Raw genomic sequence first — 21,573 nt, 5'->3', positions numbered from 1 at the left:
TACAACCACATCCGATGAGGATCAACCATGGCGACTTTTTTTGCCCCACGCGCACTGCTGGCGGAGGGCTGGCAGCAGCAGGTCCGTATCACGGTCAATCAGGCCGGTTTTATCGACTCCCTTACCCCGGAAAGCCACGCGGATCAGGCTATCCGCCTCAACGGCGAGGTGATCCCGGCGATCGCCAACCTGCACTCGCACGCCTTCCAGCGGGCGATGGCGGGTCTGGCGGAAGTGGCAGGCGATCCACAGGACAGCTTCTGGACCTGGCGGGATCTGATGTACCGCATGGTGCAGCGTCTGACGCCAAAGCAGGTGGGTGATATTGCCGCTCTGCTCTATATCGAGATGCTGAAAGGCGGCTACACCCAGGTTGCAGAGTTTCATTATCTCCATCACGACCCCAGCGGCGCGCCCTATAGCGATGACACGATGCTGCAACAGCTGATTGAAGCAGCAGAGATCGCCGGTATCGGCCAGACCCTGCTGCCGGTGCTCTACAGCTACAGCGGCTTTGGCAGTCAGCCCGCGGCGGCGGGTCAGAAGCGTTTTATTCAGCAGACCGAACACTACCTGCAACAGCAGGCGCGGCTGGATGCGTGGCAGCAGCAGCGGCCCCTGCTGAACCGTGGTCTCTGTTTCCATTCGCTGCGGGCAGTAAGCGAAAGCCAGATGCACGAGGTGCTGGCGGCCAGCGATCCGGCGCTGCCGGTGCATATTCATGTGGCTGAACAGCAGAAAGAGGTCAATGACTCGCTGGCGTGGAGCGGCGAGCGCCCGGTAGCCTGGCTGCTGAACCGCTTTGCGGTAGATACGCGCTGGTGCCTGATCCACGCCACCCATCTGGATGAGAGCGAACTGTCGCGCCTCGCACAAAGCGGCGCGGTAGCGGGTCTCTGTCCGACCACCGAAGCCAACCTCGGCGATGGCATTTTCCCGGCGGTAGAGTATATCGCGCAGGGCGGACGCTGGGGCATCGGCTCCGACAGCCATGTCTCGCTGAGCGCTCAGGAAGAGCTGCGCTGGCTGGAGTATGCGCAGCGGCTGCGCGACCAGCGTCGTAACCGGATTACCCTGCCCGGCCAGCCGTCGGTGGGCGACCTGCTATGGCAACAGGCGGCAGCGGGTGGCGCTCAGGCGTGCGGCATTCAGCAGGGCACGCTGGCGGTGGGACAACGCGCCGACTGGCTGGTGCTGCGGGATGAGGCGTGGCTTGGCAGCGTGGATTCACATGCGGTGCTGAACCGCTGGCTGTTTGCCGGACAGCGCGATCAGATTCGTGACGTTTACGTGGCCGGTAAAGCCGTGATTGAAGATGGGGTACATCCGCAGCAGGCTGCATGTGCCGCACGCTTTGCTCAGGCGATGGCGGCGCTGCGATGATCACCCTGTTCGCTTACGAGGCGCTGGCGGTCAGCCGCTGGCGCAATGGTGGCGGCGAAACCCGCGAGATCATCAGCTTCCCGCCCGGCGCAGATCGCTTCGGCTGGCGCGCCAGTATTGCGACCCTGGCGCAGGATGGTCCCTTCTCTGCTTTTCCGGAGATCGATCGGGTGATTACCCTGCTGCATGGCGATCCGGTGTTATTAACCGCGCCTGACGTGCAGCATCTGCTGACGCCGCAAAAGCCCTGGGCATTTGCCGGAGAACTCGCCTTAACGGCGCAACTGCAGGGCAGCGTCAGCGAAGATTTTAATATCATGACGCGGCGCGGTGAATGGCAGGCCACGGTTGAAGTGGTTGCCGCGCCGGTCAGTAGTCTGCATGGCGTCGCCTGGGTATTGGCAGGTGCATGGCAGACCGCGGACGGAGAAAGGCTGAGTGCGCAACAGGGCGCGTGGTGGGTCGATGTAGAAACAGTACTCAGCCCGTGCGAGCCGGATGCGCGGCTGCTGTTTACCCGACTTAGCGCCTATCCCGGCACGCGTAATGGTTGCAGGTAGTCTGGACACGGACAGCGCGGAACAAGCAGGCGTACACGTAGTACGTGAGGATGACTCGCTGCGCTCGCCTCTTCAGGGCCGCACTTCAGGGCGTTCAGGTTGCTAAAGCAGCCTGTGTGAGCACTGCCCAGGTGCAGACTGACAAATAAAATAGCCTGATGGGCTCGGCTCTTAACCGTGTCCTCTGAAGCGGCCCAGTAGTTTGTAACGTGAGCCGGGATAGAGCAGTCGCGCATAGGTGACGATTTTCGTGTCGCTCCAGGTCTGACGGCGAATCAGCAGGCAGGGTTCATGTTCATCCAGCGACAAATGTTTACGCTGACGCGCATCGGGGAGCACCGCTTCAACAATGTGCTCACCTGCCGTCAGCGGCGCGACCCGCATCAGATAGGTATAGGGCGTCATCTGCTGATAATCCTGCGTCAGGTAGTCGGGCGCGACCAGCGGATTGACCAGACGGTCCTCAAGCTGCACCGGCAGATCATTTTCGTAATGCACAATCAGCGAATGGTAAAGCGTCTGTCCTGTGGTGAGCCCCAGCACGGCTGCCTGCTCAGGATCGGCTTTGTCCTGGCCGATGGCGAGAATTTTACAGCTGTGCTGATGGCCGCGCTGAGCGATCTCATCAGCGATGTTATGCACCTCCAGCATAGCAGTGTAACCTTTCATCTCCGCCACGAAGGTGCCGACGCCCTGCATCCGCACCAGAAAACCTTCGCTGGTCAGTTCGCGCAGCGCCCGGTTAATGGTCATGCGGCTGACGCCCAGCTCATTCACCAGTTCACTTTCTGAAGGCACACGCTGATTCGCTTTCCACAGCCCTTCACGGATCTGGCTGACGATGGCCTGCTTCACCCGCTGATAAATCGGGGCGGGCTCATCGCTCATTGCCGCCGCCAGTTGTGCCAGTGCCGTATGCTCGACCATTTGCTGTTCCTTATGCTGAAAGTCCCTTAAGTTTACTGTCTCACTGCGTGAATGTATATACATCCAGTAGCGCGCGCCGTGCCCCACTGGTGCAGTCTGCGCATCCTGATGGTGCACTCTCTCAGTCGCGTTTAACCCGCGGCCCGCGCCGGGCGGACATTCAATTTTTGTGATCGGTCTGGCACGGCACTTGCTTAGTATGCTTGATTGTATAGACAAGCATAGACAAGAATTAACGCTTATGTTTCACTCGCATTATTCCGCTGGTTCAGGGCAAGGAAAGCAGCTTAGCCACGCCAGCACACTTGTATAGACAGGAGTAGACTATGTCAGGTTCGTTTCAGGCATTGCGCCTGGTGCCCGGCGAGGTGGACCTCGCCACATTACGCGCTATCTATCAGGGTAACGTCACGCTGAGTCTTGACGACAGTGCGCGTCAGGCGATTGCGGCGGCGCAGCAGACTGTGGAGACGATTGTCGCCTCCGGCAACGTGGTGTATGGCATTAATACTGGCTTTGGCAAGCTGGCGCAGACGCAAATACCGGCCAGCCGGCTGGCGGATCTGCAGCGCAATCTGGTGCTGTCACACAGCGTTGGTCTGGGCGATCTGCTGCCCGACAATGTCACCCGTCTGGTCGTCGCCACCAAAATCATCAGCCTGGCGCGCGGTCACTCTGGTGTGCGTATCGAACTGGTTGAGGCACTGCTGGCGCTGTTCAACGCCGGCGTGATGCCCTGTATTCCGGAAAAAGGCTCGGTCGGCGCCTCCGGCGATCTGGCACCGCTGGCGCACATGTCGCTGATGCTGCTGGGCGAAGGTCAGGTGCGGGTCAATGGCACGCTGATCCCGGCAACAGAGGGACTGGCAAGCGTGGGCCTGTCGCCATTTGTGCTCGGTCCGAAAGAGGGTCTGGCGCTGCTCAACGGCACCCAGGTTTCGACTGCACTGGCGCTGCGCGGCCTGTTCGAGTGTGAAAACCTGTTTGCCGCCGGTCTGATGGCGGGTGCGCTGTCGCTGGAAGCGATCAAAGGCTCGCTGAAACCGTTCGATGCCCGCATCCACAAGGCGCGCGGCCAGCAGGGCCAGATTGCGGTCGCAGCGGCCGTCAGCACCCTGATTGAAGGCAGTGAAATTCTGCAGTCGCATACCCATTGCGGCCGCGTTCAGGATCCCTACTCCATCCGCTGCGTGCCCCAGGTAATGGGTGCCTGTCTGGACAACGTCAGCCACGCGGCGCGGATTCTGGAAATCGAAGCGAACGCCGCCTCGGACAACCCGCTGGTATTCAGCGACAGCGGCGATGTGATCTCCGGCGGCAACTTCCATGCTGAGCCGGTGGCCTTTGCTGCTGACATTCTGGCGCTGGCGATTGCCGAAGTCGGCGCCATCTCTGAACGGCGACTGGCGCTGCTGCTGGACAGCGGCTTATCCGGTCTGCCCCCCTTCCTGGTGCGTGACGGCGGCGTAAACTCCGGCTTTATGATCGCTCAGGTCACCGCCGCCGCGCTGGCTTCTGAGAACAAATCGCTGGCCCATCCGGGTAGCGTCGACAGTCTGCCCACCTCTGCGAATCAGGAAGATCACGTCTCAATGGCGACCTACGCCGCGCGCCGTCTCGGCAGCATGTGCTTTAACAGCGCCGCCGTGGTGGGTATCGAGGCGATGGCTGCCGCGCAGGGTATTGAATTTAACCGGCCGCTCAAAAGCTCCTCGCTGATTGAGCAGGCCATCGACACCATCCGCGAGCAGGTCGCCTTCCTTGAAGACGATCGTCTGCTGGCGCCCGATATCGAGGCAATGCGTCAGTGGGCAAGTCGCGCTGACTGGCCTCAGGCATTGACCGCGCTGCTGCCGAGCATGCGCCCAACTTCTTGAATTAAGGAATCCTTCATGAGCGAAACTCTTTCTCAGGCTGTGGCACGTGAGATTCGTGCACCACACGGCACTACGCTGCACTGCGCCAACTGGCTGATTGAAGCGGCTTACCGCATGATTCAGAACAACCTCGACCCCGATGTCGCCGAACGTCCGGAAGATCTGGTGGTGTACGGCGGCATCGGTAAAGCGGCACGCAACTGGGAGTGCTTCGAGCAGATCCTGCGTTCGCTCCGGGCGCTGCAGCCAGATGAGACGCTGCTGATCCAGAGCGGCAAGCCGGTCGGCATCTTCCGCACACACGCGGATGCGCCGCGCGTGCTGCTGGCGAACTCCAACCTGGTGCCGCACTGGGCGACCTGGGATCACTTCCATGAGCTGGATAAAGCGGGTCTGATGATGTACGGCCAGATGACCGCCGGTTCCTGGATCTACATCGGTGCGCAGGGCATCGTGCAGGGCACCTATGAAACCTTTGTGGAAGCGGGCCGTCAGCACTACAACAACGACCTGAGCGGACGCTGGATCCTCACCGCCGGACTGGGCGGCATGGGCGGCGCACAACCGCTGGCGGGTGTACTGGCCGGAGCCTGTGTGCTGGCAATTGAGTGCCAGGAGTCACGCATCGATTTCCGTCTGCGTACCCGTTACGTGGACTACAAAGCCACCACGCTGGATGAAGCGCTGGCGTTAATCAGCGAAGCCACCGCCGCCAAAAAAGCGATTTCGGTCGGCCTGCTGGGTAATGCCGCCGAAATCCTGCCGGAGCTGGTGAAACGCGCTCAGGCGGGCGGACCAAAGCCGGACATCGTGACCGACCAGACGTCGGCGCACGACCCGATTAATGGCTATCTGCCGATTGGCTGGGATCTGGCGCGCTGGCAGCAGGAGCGCGTCTCACAGCCGAAGGCGGTAGAAAAAGCGGCGCGCGCCTCAATGGCGGTTCATGTCCAGGCGATGCTCGACTTCTGTCATATGGGCATCCCGACTGTGGATTACGGCAACAACATTCGTCAGGTCGCGCTGGATGAGGGTGTCAGCAACGCGTTTGATTTCCCTGGCTTTGTGCCAGCCTATATCCGTCCGCTGTTCTGCGAAGGCAAAGGCCCGTTCCGCTGGGTCGCGCTCTCGGGCGATCCGGAAGATATCTACAAGACCGACGCGAAACTCAAAGAGCTGTTCCCGCACCATAAAACGCTGCATCGCTGGCTGGATATGGCGCAGGAGCGCATCGCCTTCCAGGGCCTGCCTGCCCGCATCTGCTGGCTGGGACTGGGTGAACGGCATCTTGCCGGTCTGGCGTTCAACGAAATGGTCCGCAACGGCGAGCTGAAAGCGCCGGTGGTCATTGGCCGCGACCATCTCGACTGCGGCTCGGTCGCCTCTCCTAACCGTGAGACCGAAGCGATGAAAGATGGCTCAGATGCGGTATCAGACTGGCCGCTGCTCAACGCCCTGCTGAATACCGCAGGCGGCGCAACCTGGGTCAGCCTGCATCATGGCGGCGGTGTCGGCATGGGCTTCTCACAGCACTCCGGCGTGGTGATTGTCTGTGACGGCAGCAAAGAGGCCGATGCCCGTCTGGGTCGCGTATTATGGAACGACCCGGCCACCGGTGTGATGCGTCACGCCGACGCAGGGTATGAACTGGCGCAGCAGTGCGCGGCTGAACATGGCCTGAACCTGCCCATGCAGAAGTAATCCGTTGACTGGGGCGAGCAGCAGCTTGCCCCCTTTCTCGCCCGCTATTTCCTTCTTACACCCTGGCATAAACATCACTTCCTTATTACTTATTCCATTTTGATTTAGCCTATAGCCAGATTTAGTCCTGACGGCGATAGACGCCGCATCACCCGACCACTAAAGTGAAATCTTCTCATTCTGTATGGAGCGCGACTCTGCATGACCCTTTCCCCTGCCCTGCTTGAAGATGCCCTGCGCTGGCGCCTTGAGTTTCATCGCCACCCCGAATTAGGTTACCAGGAACAACAAACCAGCCAGTTTATTGCGGAAGAGTTAGCGCGGGCGGGTTTACAGGTGTTCCGTGGCCTGGCGGGCACCGGCGTCATCGGCACACTGGAAAACGGTCCCGGCCCGGTTATCGGGCTGCGTGCAGATATGGATGCGCTGCCGATTACGGAAAAAGGTGATGCTGAGTGGCGTTCTGCGACGCCAGGCGTGATGCACGCCTGTGGCCACGACGGTCATAGCGCCATTCTGCTGGCTGCCGCCCGCCAGCTGGCCGCCACACGTCAGTTCAGCGGCACGGTGCATTTCATCTTTCAGCCTGCCGAAGAGAATCTGGGCGGGGCACGTAGAATGGTGGAAGAGGGACTGTTCCAGCGCTTTCCGATGGATGCGATCTACGCCATGCATAACTGGCCGGGACTGCCGCTCGGCTCACTGGCGGTGAACCCTGGCGCGATGATGGCGTCGCTGGATTCGTTTGAAATTACGCTTCACGGCAAAAGCTGCCACGCGGCGATGCCGGAAAGCGGTGCCGACCCGATGGTGGTAGCAGCCGAGCTGATTCTGGCGCTGCAGACCATTCCGTCTCGCCGGCTCTCGCCGCTGGCGTCAGCCGTGGTCAGCGTGACGCAGATTCACGGTGGTGAAGCGATTAACGTCATCCCGGAGCAGATTGTTTTACGCGGCACGGTGCGCTGCCTGCAGACCAGCGTGCGCGAAAAAGTGCGCGGGCTGATTGATGAGTTTGTCGCGACCCTGCCGCGTCCGTTTGGCGTGAGTGGTGAGATTGACTGGCTGCCGGGCTATCCGGTCACCGCCAACCATGTGGCACCGGCTGAGCAGGTGCGCGAGGTAGCGCTCTCAACACTGGGTGCTGAACAGGTTCACTGGCAGGTTAATCCGTCAATGGCGTCAGAAGATTTTGCCTGCATGATGGAAGCCTGTCCCGGCGCGTATTTCTGGCTGGGCGCGGACGGCGAAACGCCCTCCGCGCCGCTGCACAACGCCCGCTATGACTTCAACGACGCGCTGCTGCCAATTGGCATCCGTTTCTGGCAGGACCTGGTTGAACAGGCGCTGCCGGTAGCCTGAGTTAATACCCGGCGGCGAGGATCTGCTGCTCCGCCGCCGCCAGCGAGTCACACCGGCCGCTGGCGCGCAGGCAGCAGGCGAGCTGCAGTCGCAGTGACGCAGGCACCGGACGCTGCTGATTCAGCACCTCTTCGATCCAGCGCGCAGTGACTTCTGCCGTCTTGTCTGTCGGCAGTTCAACGGCCACTTCTGGCTGACGCTCAACCCACACTTCCGCTTCCGCGCCCGCCCCCTTAATCATACTGATCGCCGGGCAGCGCTGGGGATTCGCATAGACTTCCCCTTCAGTGCCATTGAGCAGTATCGCAGGCGCATCGATGTCGCTGAAGAATTTCGCCACACGCGGTACATACTCAGGATGCGAGACGCTGGACAACCGCAGCGCCGCCCGCTCCGCAAACGGCGTGGCCAGTTTTGCCAGCGTGTGCGCGCTGTTACGCACCCCCATCCGCCAGCGCAGCGAGAGCTGTTTCGCCATTGGCGGGCAGAGATGATCGATGGTGATAAATGCCAGGCCCTGATCGAGTTTCGCCTGCGCCGCCTCTGCGGTGGTGACGGGCGCAATGCCCAGCGCGGCAAACACCGCTTCACTGGTGATGCGTGTCGCGTCGTCGCTGACGCCGTGTACCAGCACCGGGAAGCCGACTTTCACCAGCAGCAGCGCCAGCAACGGCGTCAGATTCCCCTGGCGGCGTGCGCCGTTGTAGCTGGGGATCACCACAGGCATCGGACGATTTTCCGGCGCACGCAACTGCATCATCTGCGCCTGCATCGCCTGATAAAAGCCGCGCATTTCGGCTTCACCTTCGCCTTTAATGCGCAGCGCTATCAGAATAGCGCCCAGCTCCAGATCCGGTACTTCACCCGCCAGCATCGCGCCATAGAGCGCCACGGCAGTATCAAAGTCGATATCGCGGGCATGATTTTTACCGCGACCCACCTCTTTAATGATTTTATTCAGTTCCATCACTCGCTTCCGGTTAAGTGCGCGGCTCAGCGCCGCGTGGGACGGCGTTTACGCACGGTATGCTTTGGCACCACGATGGCCGGTATCGCTGCCGGCTCTGGCGTTTCCGGCTGCTCAATCGGGAAGATCGGCAGTGCGGCTAACAAGCGGCTGCCGTAGGCTTTGCTCAGCAGACGGCGGTCGTAAATCACGATTTCGCCATAGCATTGATGGCTGCGAATCAGGCGTCCGACCTGTTGAATCAGGGTAAATGAGGCGCTGGGTAAACTCTGCACCTCAAACGGATAGCGCTTCAGGCTTTTCAGCCATTCGCCTTCGGTCAAAATTACCGGACTGTCCACCGGGGGAAAAGCGATTTTGTGGATATGCACCTGACTCAGCAGATCGCCTTTGAGATCCAGCCCCTCAGCAAACGACTGCAGGCCAATCAGAATGCTGGTGTCACCTTTGGTAACGCGCTGACGGTGCAAATCCACCAGGCGGCTGCGCGGCTGATCGCCCTGCACCAGCATCGAGAGCCGCAGGTCTGGCAGACAGGCGACAAACTGCTGCATCGCCCGGTTGCTGGCAAACAGCACCAGCACGCCTTTATGCTTTTTCTCCGCCATCTGCTGACGGAAGAAACCGGCCATCTCGGCGATGTGCTCCGCTTCGTGCGCCATCAGCGGCTCAAGTCGCATCTGCGGGATCACCAGCTTGCCCTGCTCCACATGGTTAAACGGTGAGTCGAGCGCCACAAAGCGGTCGCCCGCTTTTTCGCTAAGCCCTGACATCTCCTGCAGGCGGTTAAAACTGTTGAGCGATCGCAGCGTGGCGGAGGTGACCACCACATGCGGAATTTTGCGCCACAGCATTTTCTCCAGCTGGTCGCTGACGCGGATGCCGGCGCAGTGGAACAGCAGATGCGCCTGACCTTCGCGCAGCTCGCGGGTAATCCACTTCGATACCGGCGCGCCAGAGGCTTTTTCCATTGCCGCCAGCCGCCAGAGTTTGCTGATTGATTCGAACCAGCCAAACTGACGATTGAGCTGGAGCAGGTTGCGATGCAGCCGCACCATATCGACCTTGCCGGTCTGCTCACTCAGCGCATTAATCAGGCCTTCACTCAGTCCCCGCAGGGCATCGCTGAGTTTGAACAGCCGGGCGCAGAGATCCAGCAGCTCCTGCGGCAGCGCACCCAGCACAAAGCGGTATTCGCCCGGCTGGTTATTCGGCGGCAGCAGCGGATTCAGCGCCTGCGCGGTGATGGTCAGCAGTTCGCGCAGCTCATCACAGTGTGCTTTCAGTCGCTCAGGGTTAGCCAGCGGCGGCGGCGACTTCGGCCGCATCTGCGTCATGATGCTCTCAACCAGCTTGATAAACAGGTCAAGCTGCAGGCTGCTCCAGCCCGGCGTGATGTCGGCGCTCATCTCCAGCGCATCGCGGGCCACTTCCGGCAGGTGATGTCCTTCATCCAGTACCAGCATCAGGTTTTTAGCGGGCGGCAACACTGACTCATTCTCCATCGCCGCCATCACCAGCGCATGGTTCGCCACCACCACATCCACCTGCTCGATTTCACGCCGCGCCACAAAGAACGGACATTCACGATACCAGTGGCAATGCGAACCCAGACAGCTCGCTTTGTCGGTGGAGAGGCGCTGCCAGAGGCTGTCGCTGACGTTCTCCTCGCTGTGATCGCGCAGGCCATCCCACTGGTAGCGATCCAGTGACTTCTGTAAGCGACCACACTGCGTCTGTTCTTCTTTAGTACTACTGACGGCGTCATCATCCAGATAAAGCAGCAGATCGCCCTGCTGATCGTCATCGGCCGCCATCGCCGCCAGATTGCGCGGACAGACATAGCGCCCGCGGCCAAACGCGGCGGTAAAAGTGAGATCGGGGATGATTTTCTTCAGCAGCGGCAGATCTTTCGTGAAGATTTGATCCTGCAGCGCCACGTTGGCGGTGCTGATCACCAGCTGCTTTTCCTGAGCGCGGCTGGCTGCGATGCCCGGAATCAGATAAGAGAGTGTTTTGCCCACGCCGGTCGGCGCTTCGACCGCCAGATGGCGCGCGTCGTCACCCGCCAGGCATTTCGCTACTTCAGCGATCATCTGGCGCTGCGGCGCACGTGGAATGAAATCAGGCACCTGCTGCTGAAGCGCTTTATACCACTGCGCTATCTGGCTTTTTACTGCGGCTGTCAGGGCCATGATTTGCGTTACCACACCGAAAAAATGGCCTGTATTTTTACACAGTATCCTGGCGGCGTCAGCTTTCGCGCCGAATTTTTCGTGACCCGCCGTAAAATCAGCGGTTGTCCGACAGCGGTGTTTTACGCCAGCACTTTGTACATATAGGTGGTGGCATCCAGCACGCCTGCGATGGATTCGGCATAACAGGGAATCGACCCCGCCACCTGCCAGCCCAGCGAGCGATAGAGATCGCTGGCGACATCGCCGCTGCGCGTATCCAGCACCAGCAGGGTTTTGCCCTGTGCGCGTGCCCGCTGCTCAGCGCGCTGCATCAGTTCACGGGCGATGCCCTGACGGCGCGCCTGCGGGTGCACCAGCAGTTTGCTGATCTCTGCGCGGTGGCGGCCATTAGGCATGCCGCTGCGGCTGATGATGACCGTTGCCACGATGCGCCCGCGCTGACGCGCGACCAGTAATTCGCTGTCGCCGCTGGTGATGCTGGCACTCCGCTGCTGCCAGAATCGCACCATCACCTCATCATCTTCAGCATCAATAAAACCGACGCTGGCACCGTCTGCCACGCAGCTCTGCAAAACGTCGGTCAGTTCACCCAGCAGCTGTTGCGCCTGGGCCGCGCTGAGAGTTGCGTAATCCGTCATGGTTTCGCCACCACCAGTAAGTAACGCGCGCCGTCAGTCAGGTGCGCCTCAAAAGCCGATTTTCCGACCAGATGAAACCGCAGGCAGTCGCCGGGCTGTAGCGTCCACGCCTGAGACCCCATCGTGACGGTAAGACCGCCCTCGCGCAGCCAGATATGCTGCTCCAGCCCCTGAATGGGTGGCACATCATAATCGATTCGCGCACCAGGCCGTAACCTGCCCTCCACGAGTTCACATCTAAAATGAAGTGCAGGTGGTGAAATATTCCGACGGATAAAACCGCTGGCGTCATCCTGCCACACCGGCTGCTGATCCTCTTTGACCAGCAGACTGGACTCTTCTTCCACTTCACTGAGCAGGCGCGACATCGTTAAGCCGTATGCAACACACAAACGATTAAGCAGTGCCGCCGTGGGACTGGTCTCGCTTCGCTCAATGCGCGATAATGTCGCGCGGCTGATGCCGGTAGCGACAGAAAGTTCATCAAGTGACCAGCCGCGTTGCAGGCGTAATTCTGCCAGCCGCACCGCCAGTCGTTGCTCCGTATTCAGCTCCGGCATGGTGTTCTCTCATTTTTGGGAATAATTCTCTTATTTGAGATATAGCCTGGAAAAGCCGTATCAGTCAAGTTGTACATTGAGAAATGTATTGTACAACTTAATTTGCTTCGTTATGGTAATCGTATTCAGACCAATCGAAAGAGGAATTTATGACCTTATACAGTATCGGTGACGTCGCCGAGCGCTGTGGCATAAACCCAGTCACCCTGCGCGCCTGGCAGCGTCGTTATGGCTTACTGAAGCCGCAACGTACCGAAGGCGGACATCGTCAGTTTGACGAAGAAGATGTGCAGCGCATCGAAGAGATTATGCGCTGGATTGAAAGTGGCGTGCCGGTCGGTAAAGTGAAGGCACTGCTGGAAGGTGGCGATGTTGATGCACACGATGGCTGGACCACACTGCAGGATGAACTGATTAGCGTACTGCGCCACGTCAGGCCTGCTAAACTTCGTAATAAAATTGCCGCGATTGGTCGCGAACATCCGATTGATGCGCTGATTGATCACGTTTTTATGCCAGTGCGCCAGAAGCTGAGTCTGGATCAGAACACGGCCCGCACCATGTGCAGTCTGCTTGATGGTCTGCTGATCGACTATGTTGCATTTTGTCTGACCGCCAGTCGCAAAAAATCGGGTAAAGATGCGCTGATTATTGGCTGGGGCATCGACGATCGGACCCGTATCTGGCTGGAAGGCTGGCGTCTTTCGCAGCATGGCTGGCGGATTGATGTACTGGCAGAACCCCTGGATGTTCCCCGTCCTGAACTCTTTCCCGGCATGAATATGTTTGTCTTTACCGGTAAAAAACTGACCCGTCGTCAGCAGGAGCAGCTGTCACACTGGCAGGAACAGGGCTATGCCGTGCGGTTACATGAACCTACCTGATAACAAAAACGCACGCCGGGCACTTTGCCTCCTGCCTTGCGCGCGCTATTATCCCCGCCTCACTGTTAACAAGCTCAGGTTTCACCCATGAATGTCAAAAAAGCCTTTTTCGCCACGCTGTTTTTCATTATGGCTCTCGGCGGCACCAGCGGTCTGATGCTGGTGGGATATTCTCTTATTGTCCACTCACGCTAAGCCAGCGCTGCAGGCGTTCAAACAGGCGATCGCTCACTATTGCCAGCAGCGCCACCAGTAATGCTCCCTGAATCACATAGGCTGTATTAAACCCGCTCAGGCCGATAATCACCGGCGATCCCAGACTTTTTGCGCCCACCGTTGAGGCAATAGCCGCGGTGCCGATGTTGATGATTACCGACGTGCGTATCCCGGCGATAATCACCGGTGCAGCCAGCGCCAGTTCAATCTGCCACAACCGCTGCCAGCTACTCATGCCGACCCCGATGGCAATCTCCCGGCTGCTGGCAGGTATGCTATCAATGCCCGCCAGCGTACCCTGTAAAATCGGCAGCAATCCGTACAGCAGCAGCGCCACCACCGCCGGCCACGCGCCAAAGCCCATTACCGGCACCGCAATCGCTAGCACCGCCACCGGCGGTATCGTCTGCCCCGCCGCTACGATAGTTTCCATCAGCGGCCGGAAAGCGCGTCCCGCTCGCCGGGTCACCAGCACGCCACTGCCAATGCCGATCACGATGGCCAGCAGGCTGGCGGTGATCACCAGGAACAGATGCGCCAGCGTCAGCTGCCAGAAGCTCTCCTGCTGATAGAGTGGTCGCGCCAGTTCCGGAAACCAGCGGTGAAACAGCGGCCCGCTGTAAGGCATCAGAGTCAGCAGCGCGCCGTAGAACAGTACCAGCCACAGCAACGGATCCCTTAACCTGCGCATGTGAAGCCCTCGCGCAGTTGCAGCAGGTCGCCAAAGTGGAGCACGCCCATTGGCTGCTGCTGATCGTCAACGACCGGCAGTTTATCGGTGCGCCGGGCGATAAACTGCGACAGCGCGTCCCGCAGCGTCAGCGCCGCAGCAATCGGTTCGCCCGCCAGCCACTCGCCGCGCCGGACGGCGTTACCGACCTGTTCCAGCGACAGCAGCCGGACGCCCATTTCACTGCGGCCAAAGAAGTCGCGCACAAAATCATTTTTCGGCTGGGTCAGCAGCTCTGCCGACCTGCCCTGCTGAACAATCTTACCGTTATCCATCAGCACAATGCGATCCGCCAGCGTCAGCGCTTCGTCGATGTCATGCGTCACCAGCACGATAGTGCGGCCAGACAGCCGATGAATACGCAGCATCTCCTGTTGCAACACGCCGCGCGTCACCGGATCGAGCGCGCCGAACGGCTCATCCATCAGCAGAACTTCCGGGTCCGCCGCCAGCGCCCGCGCCACGCCCACCCGCTGCTGCTGCCCACCGGAGAGCTGATGCGGATAGCGATTCAGCAGCTGCGCGTCAAGGTTCAGCAGCGCCAGCAGCGCCGCGATGCGCTCATCGATCTGCGCTCTGGACCAGCCCAGCAGGACCGGCACTGTGGCGATATTCTTCCGCACCGTCCAGTGCGGAAACAGGCCAATCGACTGAATGGCATAGCCCATGCGTCGGCGTAATATGCGGGCATCCAGCTGGCGAATCGACTCACCGGCAAAGCGGATCTCACCGCTATCAAACTCCACCAGCCGGTTGATCATTTTCAGCGTGGTTGATTTGCCGGAGCCGGAGGTGCCGAGCAGTACACAGAACTCCCCTTTGGCCACCTGTAGCGACAGATCTTTTACCGCCGCTTTGCCGTTAAAGGCGCGGGAAACGCCATCAAACTCAATCATCTTTTCTCTCCAGCAGTGAGATCAGCAGGCGGAACAGCGCATCAATGACGACCGCCAGCGCAATCACCGGGATGACGCCCAGCAACACCAAATCCAGCGCACTACTTAACAGCCCCTGGAAAATAATCGCGCCAAAACCGCCCGCGCCAATCAGCGCCGCCACCACCGCCATACCCAGCGTCTGCACCACAACGACACGCAGGCCCGCGAGCCAGACCGGCAGCGCCAGCGGCACATCCACCGCGATAAACTGCTGCCAGCCGCTCATGCCCGTGCCGCGCGCACTTTCGCGCACCTCATGCGGCACCTGTTGCAGCCCCACCACCACGCTGCGCACCAGCGGCAACAGCGCATAAAGCACCAGGGCGATCAGCGCCGGGGCCATACCAATGCCGCTGATACCCCAGTCACCGAGCCACGGAAAATGCTGAGCCAGACCGGCCAGCGGCGCAATCAGCAGACCAAACAGCGCCACCGACGGCACCGTCTGAATCACATTCAGTACACCAAACACGCTACCCTGCCAGCCGGGCCGCCGGAACAGCATAACGCCCAGCGGCAGCGCAATCATCAACGCAGGCAAGACTGTACCGGCCAGCAGCGTGAGATGACGGCTCAGCGCCGCATCAAACACCGCATGACGGTTGGCATACTCTTTCAGCAGGGAGAGATCGGCGAGCTGGCCACTGAACAGCAGCAACAGCGGCAGCAGCCAGACCTGCAGATTAAGCAGCAGCTGTGCCAGCCGATGCGGGGTCAGCTGCCGCACCTGATCGGTTATCAGCAGCAGGATCAGCGCACCGCTGCACCACAGGCCACTGGCAAAGCTGGTGCGTGCCAGACGGCTGCCCTGCTGACTCAGCAACGTCGCCTGATGACCGCTGAGCCAGATGATCGCCGCCAGCATCAGCTGAGCCGTCAGCAGCGCTACAATCAGCGTGACGCGCCCGGGCGGACGCCACAGCAGCAGCCAAAGCGTCACCAATGGCAGCAGTAATAGCCCGAAGCGGTTTATCTGCCAGCCCATCAATGGTTCACCCGCCACCAGACGGTTCGGGGCGAAGTTAAGAAACGGCAAGGCCACCAGCGCCAGGCTCAGCAGCGTCAGCAGCAGCAATGCCACCGGCTGCTGAGCCGGATGGCGTATCGCGTCCCGCGATATCTGCATCGGTTACAGCAGCTTTTTCTGCTGCAGCCACTCGGTCGCTACACTGCTGGCGTCCTGACCGTCGACCGCGATTTTGGCGTTGAGTTGCTGCAGCGTCTTCTCATCAAGCGCGCTGAACACCGGCTTCAGCCAGTCGGCAATCTGCGGATAGGCTTTGAGGACCGATTCGCGGATTACCGGCGTCGGCGCGTAAATCGGCTGAACGCCTTTGGGATCGCTGAGCGTCTGCAGACCCAGTGCTGCTACCGGGCCGTCGGTGCCGTAGGCCATCGCCGCGTTAACGCCGGAGGTCTGTTGCGCTGCTGCGCTGATGGTCACAGCAGTATCGCCGCCCGCCAGCGACAGCAGCTGATCCTGCTTGAGGTCAAAGCCATAGGCTTTTTCAAAGGCCGGTAAAGCATCGCTGCGTTCGATAAATTCGGCTGAGGCGGCCAGCTTGAAGGTTCCGCCCTTTTTCAGAAAGGCGCTGAGATCGGTCAGCGAAGTGAGCTGGTTCTTCTCAGCCAGATCTTTACGCACGGCAATGGTCCAGGTGTTGTTGGCCGGAGCCGGTGTCAGCCACACCAGATGGTTTTTCTCCGCATCCAGCTTCTTCACCTTTTCATAGCCTTCAGCGGCATTCTTCCAGGCACTGTCTTTTTCATCGTTAAAGAAGAACGCGCCGTTGCCGGTATATTCGGGGTAGATATCGAGCTCGCCCGCCGTGATGGCACCGCGTACCACCTGCGTTGTGCCAAGCTGGATTTTATTGACGGTTTTTACGCCGTGCTTTTCAAGCACCTGAAGGATTACGTTGCCCAGCAGTGATCCTTCGGTATCAATTTTGGAGCCGACCCGCACCGGCTCCGCCGCCTGTACCATCCCCATACTGAGCAGCAACGCGCTGACTCCCACCCAACCCCGAACTCTGACCATGGCCTTTTCCTTATCGCAGTCTGTTGTTTTTACATGATGTTTTCGTGTGATGACGCGCAAGGCGCGGGACGCCTTAGCGTTGAGCCTGCTCGCCTGCTCGCCTGCCGCTGAAAGGGAGACTGGCAAGGCGTGCAGCGGAAATTATCTGCCTTAAAAGCGTAGCCTGGCGCAGCGGCGCTGCAGCTGACTTTATCGCAAATTTATAACGATTTGGGATTAAAAAATTATTATCAATAACCGAAATGAATTTACGTCTGGGCGTCTAAACGGCTATTCTCGAAAATCTGTTTTTATTATAAAAGACGTACAACATCATGTCCGACCTGACCTCTTCCGCCCATGTGGCAACAGCAGGGAGTTCGCCCGGTGGCGAAACACAGTGGATCCGCAGCGCAGCTGACGTCTCCCGCTTAGTGAACAGCGGCGACAGCGCCCGTAACAATGCCCGTATTGTGGTAGCGATTGCGCTGGGAGGCGTGTTCCTTGACGCCTACGACCTGGGCGCGCTGGCGTTTGGCATTAAAGACATCACGCGCGAGTTTAGTCTCACTCCGACCGGCACCGGCATGGTCGCCTCGGCCATCACCTTCGGCGCAATCATCGGCGCGCTGATTGGCGGCTATCTCACCGACAAAATTGGCCGTTATCGGGTCTTTATGGCTGATATGTTCTTTTTCGTGGTGGCGGCTATCGCCTGTGCGTTTGCCCCGAATGAGTATGTGCTGGCTGGCGCGCGCTTCGTGATGGGGCTGGGCGTCGGGATTGATCTGCCGGTTGCGATGGCGTTTCTGGCGGAGTTTTCAAAGCTGCGCGGCAAGGGGAATAAAGCGGCCAGCGTGGCGATGTGGTGTCCGACCTGGTATGCGGCAATCAGTATCTCTTATCTGCTGGTGCTGCTGCTTTATGCGGTGCTGCCTGAAAGCCACACCGACTGGCTCTGGCGGCTGATCCTCGGTTTTGGGGCCGTTCCGGCGATTGTCATCATCGCCATCCGCAGCCGTTATATGAGCGAATCCCCGGTGTGGGCGGCGAATCAGGGGGATCTGAAAGGGGCCGCCGCGATTTTACGCAGTGCCTGGAACATCAACGCGCAGGTGGCACCCGACGCCGGGCTGACCGCTGCCCCACCCGTGCGCAAGGCGAGCTGGCGCAACTATGGCGCGCTGCTGCAGGGCGTTTATCGCCGCCGCACGCTGCTGGCGACCATCACCTCTATCGCCTCGTCGTTTGCCTATAACGCAGTGGCGTTTGGGCTGCCGGTAATCATCTCAAGCTTCTTTGCTCAGTCGATGCTCACCACCATTCTGGTGTCGCTGGCGCTGAATCTGCTGTTCGCCTTTGTCGGCGGAATTCTGGCGGTGCGGCTGGTGCCGCGTCTGGGAGCGTGGAAGATGTCGGTGGCGGGTTATGGCTGTCAGTGCGTGGCGCTGCTGGGGCTGGCGCTGATTGGTCGTCCCGAAGGCGGTCAGGAAGCCGCGCTGGCGATTGGCATGCTGGCGCTGTTCCTGTTTGGTCAGGGATTCGGGCCGGGGTCTCATACTATGACCTTTGCGTCGCTGAGCTACCCGACGTCGCTGCGCGGCGTGGGCGTCGGCTTCAACCAGACGCTGATGCGCGGCAGTTCGACCGTTTCGCTGTTTCTCTTCCCGGTGCTGGTTGCCGCGCTGGGCACCGGCGTCTTCTGGGTGATCTTCCTGGCCCCGCTGGCGGGCCTGCTGGCGTTGCTGGCGATCCGCTGGGAACCGTCAGGTTATGATGTGGATGCAGAAGATTTTGAGCTGCCGGGGTAAAGAGCGCAGGCAAACCGCACCTCAGTGCGGTTTTTTTATGCCGTAATGACCGGGAAAGGAAAATGCTCCAGATAGTCCGGGATGCGCGGGAAGGTATGCAAAAACCACGGCGTGAACAGCTGTGGCTGCTGCTGCATCTGCTGCTCAATCAGCGCCATCGGACGATAATCAAAGGCATCGGCTTCCTGCGGATTCAGCTGCGGCAAAGTGTCGCAGACGGCAAAGAAGACGTGACCATATTCATGTTCGGTCAGGCCATTGCTCAGCTTCAGGTTATAGCTCAGCTCAAATACCGGCGTCAGCGTCACGATCATCCCCATCTCTTCACGCAGACGGCGCTCGGCGGCGTCGCGGGTCGATTCATGAGGATAAGGATGGCCACAGCAGGTATTACTCCACAAGCCACCACAGTGATATTTATCGCTGGCACGCCGCTGCAGTAACAGCTCCTGCCGGGAATTGAAGACGTAGACCGTCACCGCGCGGTGCAGTAATCCTTTTTCATGCACTTCCAGCTTTTCCATTTTGCCGGTGGGACGATCGAGGTGGTCAACGAGGATAACTTCAATAGCAGACATGGCGTTTCCTTGAGATTATTCCCAACTATTCTGGCACAGAATGAGCAGTCTGGGTGGAACATCGCGGAATTTTTACGCGTCTCAGGCGGAGATAAGCGGATGAAGCAGAGAGGAAATCAGGCCAGCAAGGCTGGCCTGACGAAGGATTACAGGCGGAAGCTCTGAACCACCTGCTCAAGCTGGGTGCTCTGCGATTCCATCGCCTGCGCGGCAGCGGAAACCTGCTCCACCAGCACGGCATTCTGCTGGGTAGTACCATCAAGCTGGGTAATCGCCACGTTAACCTGTTCGATACCCAGGCTCTGCTCACGGCTGGCTGACATAATTTCGCTCATCAGGGTGGTCACACTGCTTACCCCTTTCATCAGCTCGTCCATGGTCTGACCCGCCTGCTCAACCAGCGCGCTGCCGGTATCGATGTTTGCCACGGACTCTTCGATTAACTTTTTAATCTCACGCGCCGAGTTGGCTGAACGCTGTGCCAGATTGCGCACTTCCGAAGCCACCACCGCAAAACCGCGACCCTGTTCACCGGCACGTGCGGCTTCTACCGCGGCGTTAAGTGCCAGGATATTGGTCTGGAATGCGATGCTGTCGATGACGCTGATGATATCGACCACTTTACGGGATGAGTGATGAATCTCACCCATGGTGGTGACCACCTGACGGACCACTTCAGTCCCCCGTGCGGCCACCTGCGAGGCATCAGCTGCCAGCTGGTTGGCATGCGTCGCATTGTCGGCGTTCTGACGCACGGTGCCGGTCAGCTGCTCCATCGACGCGGCCGTCTCGACAATCGAGCTGGCCTGATCTTCAGTACGGGAGGAGAGATTGGCGTTACCGCTGGCAATCTCCCGCGACGCAGCAGTAATCGCCAGTGCGCTGTCGCCCACCTGCTGGAGCAGCCCCTGCAGATAGCTGATGAACTGGTTAAAGCTCTGCGCCACGGCGTTAAACTCCGGGCTGTTGCTGGCGGGCAGGCGCTGCGTCAGATCGGCACCCCCCGTCGACAGCGCTTCGATGTTGCTGTTCAGCACGTTAAGCCGTTTCATCATGGCGCGGACAAAGCCCAGCGAGACCAGCAGCAGGATGACCGCCAGTGGGATCTGCACCAGGCCCAGGCGGGTCAGCATATTATGCGACTGCGCTTTGAGCAGGCTGGTTGGCAGGCTGCTGGCGAGATACCACGGGCTGCCAGGAATGGCCTGCACGAACAGGGTCTGCTCGCCCTCGCTGCTGTCATAAGTGGTTTCCAGCGGCTGATTGCCAACACCGTTCAGCAACGTTTTCAGCGGTGCGGCCATCGGCATCTGCACGTCAGCCAGGTTCTCCAGCTTCGGCGCGGCATTGACCAGCGCGCCATTACCCACGACTTTGCCGTCGGCTTCGACGATCAGCACATTGCCGTGAATGGTTTCACCCATCTGCTTCGCCAGCTGGTTGAAGAACCCCAGCGTCACGTCGATAGTCGCGACACCCCAGGCCGAGCCATTGCGGTAGATCGCCATGGCACAGTTGGTACGCGGCTGCGGGCTGGCAGCATCCTGATAAGCTTTTGCCCAGGCACACTGCCCTTTCGCGGCAGCCAGGCCATCTTTATACCAGGGTTGCTCCCAGTATTTATCGGCGGCGTCGGAGTTCCAGTAGGTGTTGACCTGCAGTTCATTACTGGCATTACGGGCAAAGAAGCTGCTGTCTTTCTCTTTGGCCGGATCGCGACGGTTTGGCAGGGGCCAGATACCGCCACCAAACACGTTGCTGTCCTGATACTGGTTTACCAGCGTCGGTAACAGGGTGTCGATAGTGGCGCTGTCCATGACAGAGGCGGCTTCGGTAATCGCACGCTGCTGTGCCTGCACGCGGTTCATCTGTTCAACGATGCCAGAGGCGAGTGAATCGACCTGATAACGAACCAGACGACTTTCGCTGTCGACCAGCTGTGGCGCGACGAACTGATTGATGACCCAAACTGTAACGAGTAAAAGCGCAACAAAGAACGCGATCATTGTTGCGGTGAAGCGGGATTGTGTTGTTTTAAACATCTTTGTTCCCCTGAACCTGGTGCGGCGCGATTGCCTGATCGGGTTAACGGCTCGCTTAACGGGAACTTGAGATGAGCGGGATCACATATTTGAGAAATGTTTGATTTTTGTGAAAATTTAATTTCATAGAGTTACTATAACGTCCCCGACGGTTGCCGGGGAACAGACGAAGAGGCATGATAAG

At 59.5% G+C, this 21,573-nt stretch carries 18 protein-coding genes; 7 read left to right on the top strand and 11 right to left on the bottom strand.

Annotated features, from left to right (window positions below; genetic code table 11):
* The first annotated feature begins 27 nt into the window (after window positions 1-27).
* A complete protein-coding gene (locus NIM72_RS17985; protein ID WP_253421403.1) occupies window positions 28-1,383 on the top strand; it encodes a formimidoylglutamate deiminase in 1,356 nt (451 codons plus the stop codon).
* Window positions 1,380-1,943, top strand: a complete 564-nt coding sequence (locus NIM72_RS17980; protein ID WP_253422134.1) for a HutD family protein — start codon at window positions 1,380-1,382, stop codon at window positions 1,941-1,943. Before NIM72_RS17985 ends, NIM72_RS17980 begins: the two co-directional genes overlap by 4 nt.
* A gap of 171 nt (window positions 1,944-2,114) precedes the next feature.
* On the opposite strand, the gene hutC is transcribed toward NIM72_RS17980, so the two are convergent.
* Window positions 2,115-2,870: a histidine utilization repressor gene (hutC, locus tag NIM72_RS17975; protein ID WP_013357236.1), complete on the bottom strand. Its 756-nt coding sequence runs from the start codon at window positions 2,868-2,870 to the stop codon at window positions 2,115-2,117.
* Between the two features lie 326 nt (window positions 2,871-3,196).
* On the opposite strand from hutC, the gene hutH reads away from it, so the two are divergent.
* The 3 genes from hutH to NIM72_RS17960 all read left to right on the top strand — a co-directional run bounded on the left by hutH (window position 3,197) and on the right by NIM72_RS17960 (window position 7,807).
* On the top strand, window positions 3,197-4,747 hold the full coding sequence (gene hutH / locus NIM72_RS17970; RefSeq protein ID WP_161736590.1) for a histidine ammonia-lyase: 1,551 nt from the start codon (window positions 3,197-3,199) through the stop codon (window positions 4,745-4,747).
* Window positions 4,748-4,762: 15 nt separating this feature from the next.
* The gene (hutU, locus tag NIM72_RS17965) at window positions 4,763-6,448 is read left to right on the top strand and encodes a urocanate hydratase (RefSeq protein WP_013357234.1); all 1,686 of its coding nucleotides are present in this window, start codon (window positions 4,763-4,765) and stop codon (window positions 6,446-6,448) included.
* Window positions 6,449-6,649: 201 nt separating this feature from the next.
* A complete protein-coding gene (locus NIM72_RS17960) occupies window positions 6,650-7,807 on the top strand; it encodes a M20 aminoacylase family protein (protein WP_253421400.1) in 1,158 nt (385 codons plus the stop codon).
* 1 nt (window position 7,808) lies between these two features.
* Here the strand turns inward: NIM72_RS17960 and ybiB are convergent, their stop codons facing one another.
* The 4 genes from ybiB to NIM72_RS17940 all read right to left on the bottom strand — a co-directional run bounded on the left by ybiB (window position 7,809) and on the right by NIM72_RS17940 (window position 12,170).
* Complete coding sequence (gene ybiB, locus NIM72_RS17955; RefSeq protein WP_161736592.1) at window positions 7,809-8,774, bottom strand: DNA-binding protein YbiB; 966 nt, start codon at window positions 8,772-8,774, stop codon at window positions 7,809-7,811.
* A gap of 26 nt (window positions 8,775-8,800) precedes the next feature.
* On the bottom strand, window positions 8,801-10,969 hold the full coding sequence (gene dinG / locus NIM72_RS17950; RefSeq protein ID WP_161736593.1) for an ATP-dependent DNA helicase DinG: 2,169 nt from the start codon (window positions 10,967-10,969) through the stop codon (window positions 8,801-8,803).
* Window positions 10,970-11,091: 122 nt separating this feature from the next.
* Window positions 11,092-11,610 carry a GNAT family N-acetyltransferase gene (locus NIM72_RS17945; RefSeq protein ID WP_161736594.1) on the bottom strand — a complete coding sequence of 173 codons (519 nt, stop codon included), beginning with the start codon at window positions 11,608-11,610 and terminating at the stop codon, window positions 11,092-11,094.
* The gene (locus tag NIM72_RS17940; protein WP_161736595.1) at window positions 11,607-12,170 is read right to left on the bottom strand and encodes an XRE family transcriptional regulator; all 564 of its coding nucleotides are present in this window, start codon (window positions 12,168-12,170) and stop codon (window positions 11,607-11,609) included. The genes NIM72_RS17945 and NIM72_RS17940 overlap by 4 nt, the downstream gene beginning before the upstream one ends.
* Window positions 12,171-12,319: 149 nt before the next feature.
* Between NIM72_RS17940 and NIM72_RS17935 the strand changes: the two genes are divergently transcribed.
* Window positions 12,320-13,054 carry a MerR family transcriptional regulator gene (locus NIM72_RS17935; RefSeq protein WP_161736596.1) on the top strand — a complete coding sequence of 245 codons (735 nt, stop codon included), beginning with the start codon at window positions 12,320-12,322 and terminating at the stop codon, window positions 13,052-13,054.
* Window positions 13,055-13,229: 175 nt separating this feature from the next.
* Here NIM72_RS17935 and NIM72_RS17925 read toward each other — a convergent pair whose 3' ends face one another.
* From NIM72_RS17925 to NIM72_RS17910, 4 genes are read right to left on the bottom strand one after another with little or no spacing between them, the layout of a single operon-like run.
* Window positions 13,230-13,961, bottom strand: a complete 732-nt coding sequence (locus NIM72_RS17925) for an ABC transporter permease (protein ID WP_161736597.1) — start codon at window positions 13,959-13,961, stop codon at window positions 13,230-13,232.
* Window positions 13,949-14,896 (bottom strand): ABC transporter ATP-binding protein, encoded by a 948-nt coding sequence (locus NIM72_RS17920; protein WP_222924301.1) that lies wholly within the window; start codon window positions 14,894-14,896, stop codon window positions 13,949-13,951. Before NIM72_RS17920 ends, NIM72_RS17925 begins: the two co-directional genes overlap by 13 nt.
* Window positions 14,889-16,064 (bottom strand): ABC transporter permease, encoded by a 1,176-nt coding sequence (locus NIM72_RS17915; protein ID WP_161736599.1) that lies wholly within the window; start codon window positions 16,062-16,064, stop codon window positions 14,889-14,891. The genes NIM72_RS17920 and NIM72_RS17915 overlap by 8 nt, the downstream gene beginning before the upstream one ends.
* 3 nt (window positions 16,065-16,067) lie before the next feature.
* Window positions 16,068-16,979: an ABC transporter substrate-binding protein gene (locus NIM72_RS17910; RefSeq protein ID WP_222924303.1), complete on the bottom strand. Its 912-nt coding sequence runs from the start codon at window positions 16,977-16,979 to the stop codon at window positions 16,068-16,070.
* Between the two features lie 314 nt (window positions 16,980-17,293).
* Here NIM72_RS17910 and NIM72_RS17905 point away from each other — a divergent pair, with 314 nt between their 5' ends.
* Window positions 17,294-18,769: an MFS transporter gene (locus NIM72_RS17905; RefSeq protein WP_222924304.1), complete on the top strand. Its 1,476-nt coding sequence runs from the start codon at window positions 17,294-17,296 to the stop codon at window positions 18,767-18,769.
* 35 nt (window positions 18,770-18,804) lie between these two features.
* Here the strand turns inward: NIM72_RS17905 and idi are convergent, their stop codons facing one another.
* A complete protein-coding gene (gene idi / locus NIM72_RS17900; RefSeq protein ID WP_161736950.1) occupies window positions 18,805-19,347 on the bottom strand; it encodes an isopentenyl-diphosphate Delta-isomerase in 543 nt (180 codons plus the stop codon).
* 146 nt (window positions 19,348-19,493) lie between these two features.
* Window positions 19,494-21,389: a methyl-accepting chemotaxis protein gene (locus NIM72_RS17895; RefSeq protein ID WP_253421397.1), complete on the bottom strand. Its 1,896-nt coding sequence runs from the start codon at window positions 21,387-21,389 to the stop codon at window positions 19,494-19,496.
* Window positions 21,390-21,573: the final 184 nt, after the last annotated feature.

The organism is Pantoea sp. B550, from assembly GCF_024158165.1.
Taxonomy (GTDB): Bacteria; Pseudomonadota; Gammaproteobacteria; order Enterobacterales; family Enterobacteriaceae; genus Pantoea; species Pantoea alfalfae.
This window is presented reverse-complemented; position numbering and strand designations above follow the sequence as displayed.

Coding starts and splice junctions, on each gene's coding strand:
- NIM72_RS17945 (WP_161736594.1), bottom strand. CDS start 11,610: ATGACGGATTACGCAACTCTCAGCGCGGCCCAGGCGCAACAGCTGCTG.
- hutH (WP_161736590.1), top strand. CDS start 3,197: ATGTCAGGTTCGTTTCAGGCATTGCGCCTGGTGCCCGGCGAGGTGGAC.
- NIM72_RS17980 (WP_253422134.1), top strand. CDS start 1,380: ATGATCACCCTGTTCGCTTACGAGGCGCTGGCGGTCAGCCGCTGGCGC.
- NIM72_RS17960 (WP_253421400.1), top strand. CDS start 6,650: ATGACCCTTTCCCCTGCCCTGCTTGAAGATGCCCTGCGCTGGCGCCTT.
- NIM72_RS17910 (WP_222924303.1), bottom strand. CDS start 16,979: ATGGTCAGAGTTCGGGGTTGGGTGGGAGTCAGCGCGTTGCTGCTCAGT.
- NIM72_RS17905 (WP_222924304.1), top strand. CDS start 17,294: ATGTCCGACCTGACCTCTTCCGCCCATGTGGCAACAGCAGGGAGTTCG.
- hutC (WP_013357236.1), bottom strand. CDS start 2,870: ATGGTCGAGCATACGGCACTGGCACAACTGGCGGCGGCAATGAGCGAT.
- NIM72_RS17940 (WP_161736595.1), bottom strand. CDS start 12,170: ATGCCGGAGCTGAATACGGAGCAACGACTGGCGGTGCGGCTGGCAGAA.
- dinG (WP_161736593.1), bottom strand. CDS start 10,969: ATGGCCCTGACAGCCGCAGTAAAAAGCCAGATAGCGCAGTGGTATAAA.
- hutU (WP_013357234.1), top strand. CDS start 4,763: ATGAGCGAAACTCTTTCTCAGGCTGTGGCACGTGAGATTCGTGCACCA.
- NIM72_RS17915 (WP_161736599.1), bottom strand. CDS start 16,064: ATGCAGATATCGCGGGACGCGATACGCCATCCGGCTCAGCAGCCGGTG.
- idi (WP_161736950.1), bottom strand. CDS start 19,347: ATGTCTGCTATTGAAGTTATCCTCGTTGACCACCTCGATCGTCCCACC.
- NIM72_RS17925 (WP_161736597.1), bottom strand. CDS start 13,961: ATGCGCAGGTTAAGGGATCCGTTGCTGTGGCTGGTACTGTTCTACGGC.
- NIM72_RS17985 (WP_253421403.1), top strand. CDS start 28: ATGGCGACTTTTTTTGCCCCACGCGCACTGCTGGCGGAGGGCTGGCAG.
- ybiB (WP_161736592.1), bottom strand. CDS start 8,774: ATGGAACTGAATAAAATCATTAAAGAGGTGGGTCGCGGTAAAAATCAT.
- NIM72_RS17935 (WP_161736596.1), top strand. CDS start 12,320: ATGACCTTATACAGTATCGGTGACGTCGCCGAGCGCTGTGGCATAAAC.
- NIM72_RS17920 (WP_222924301.1), bottom strand. CDS start 14,896: ATGATTGAGTTTGATGGCGTTTCCCGCGCCTTTAACGGCAAAGCGGCG.
- NIM72_RS17895 (WP_253421397.1), bottom strand. CDS start 21,389: ATGTTTAAAACAACACAATCCCGCTTCACCGCAACAATGATCGCGTTC.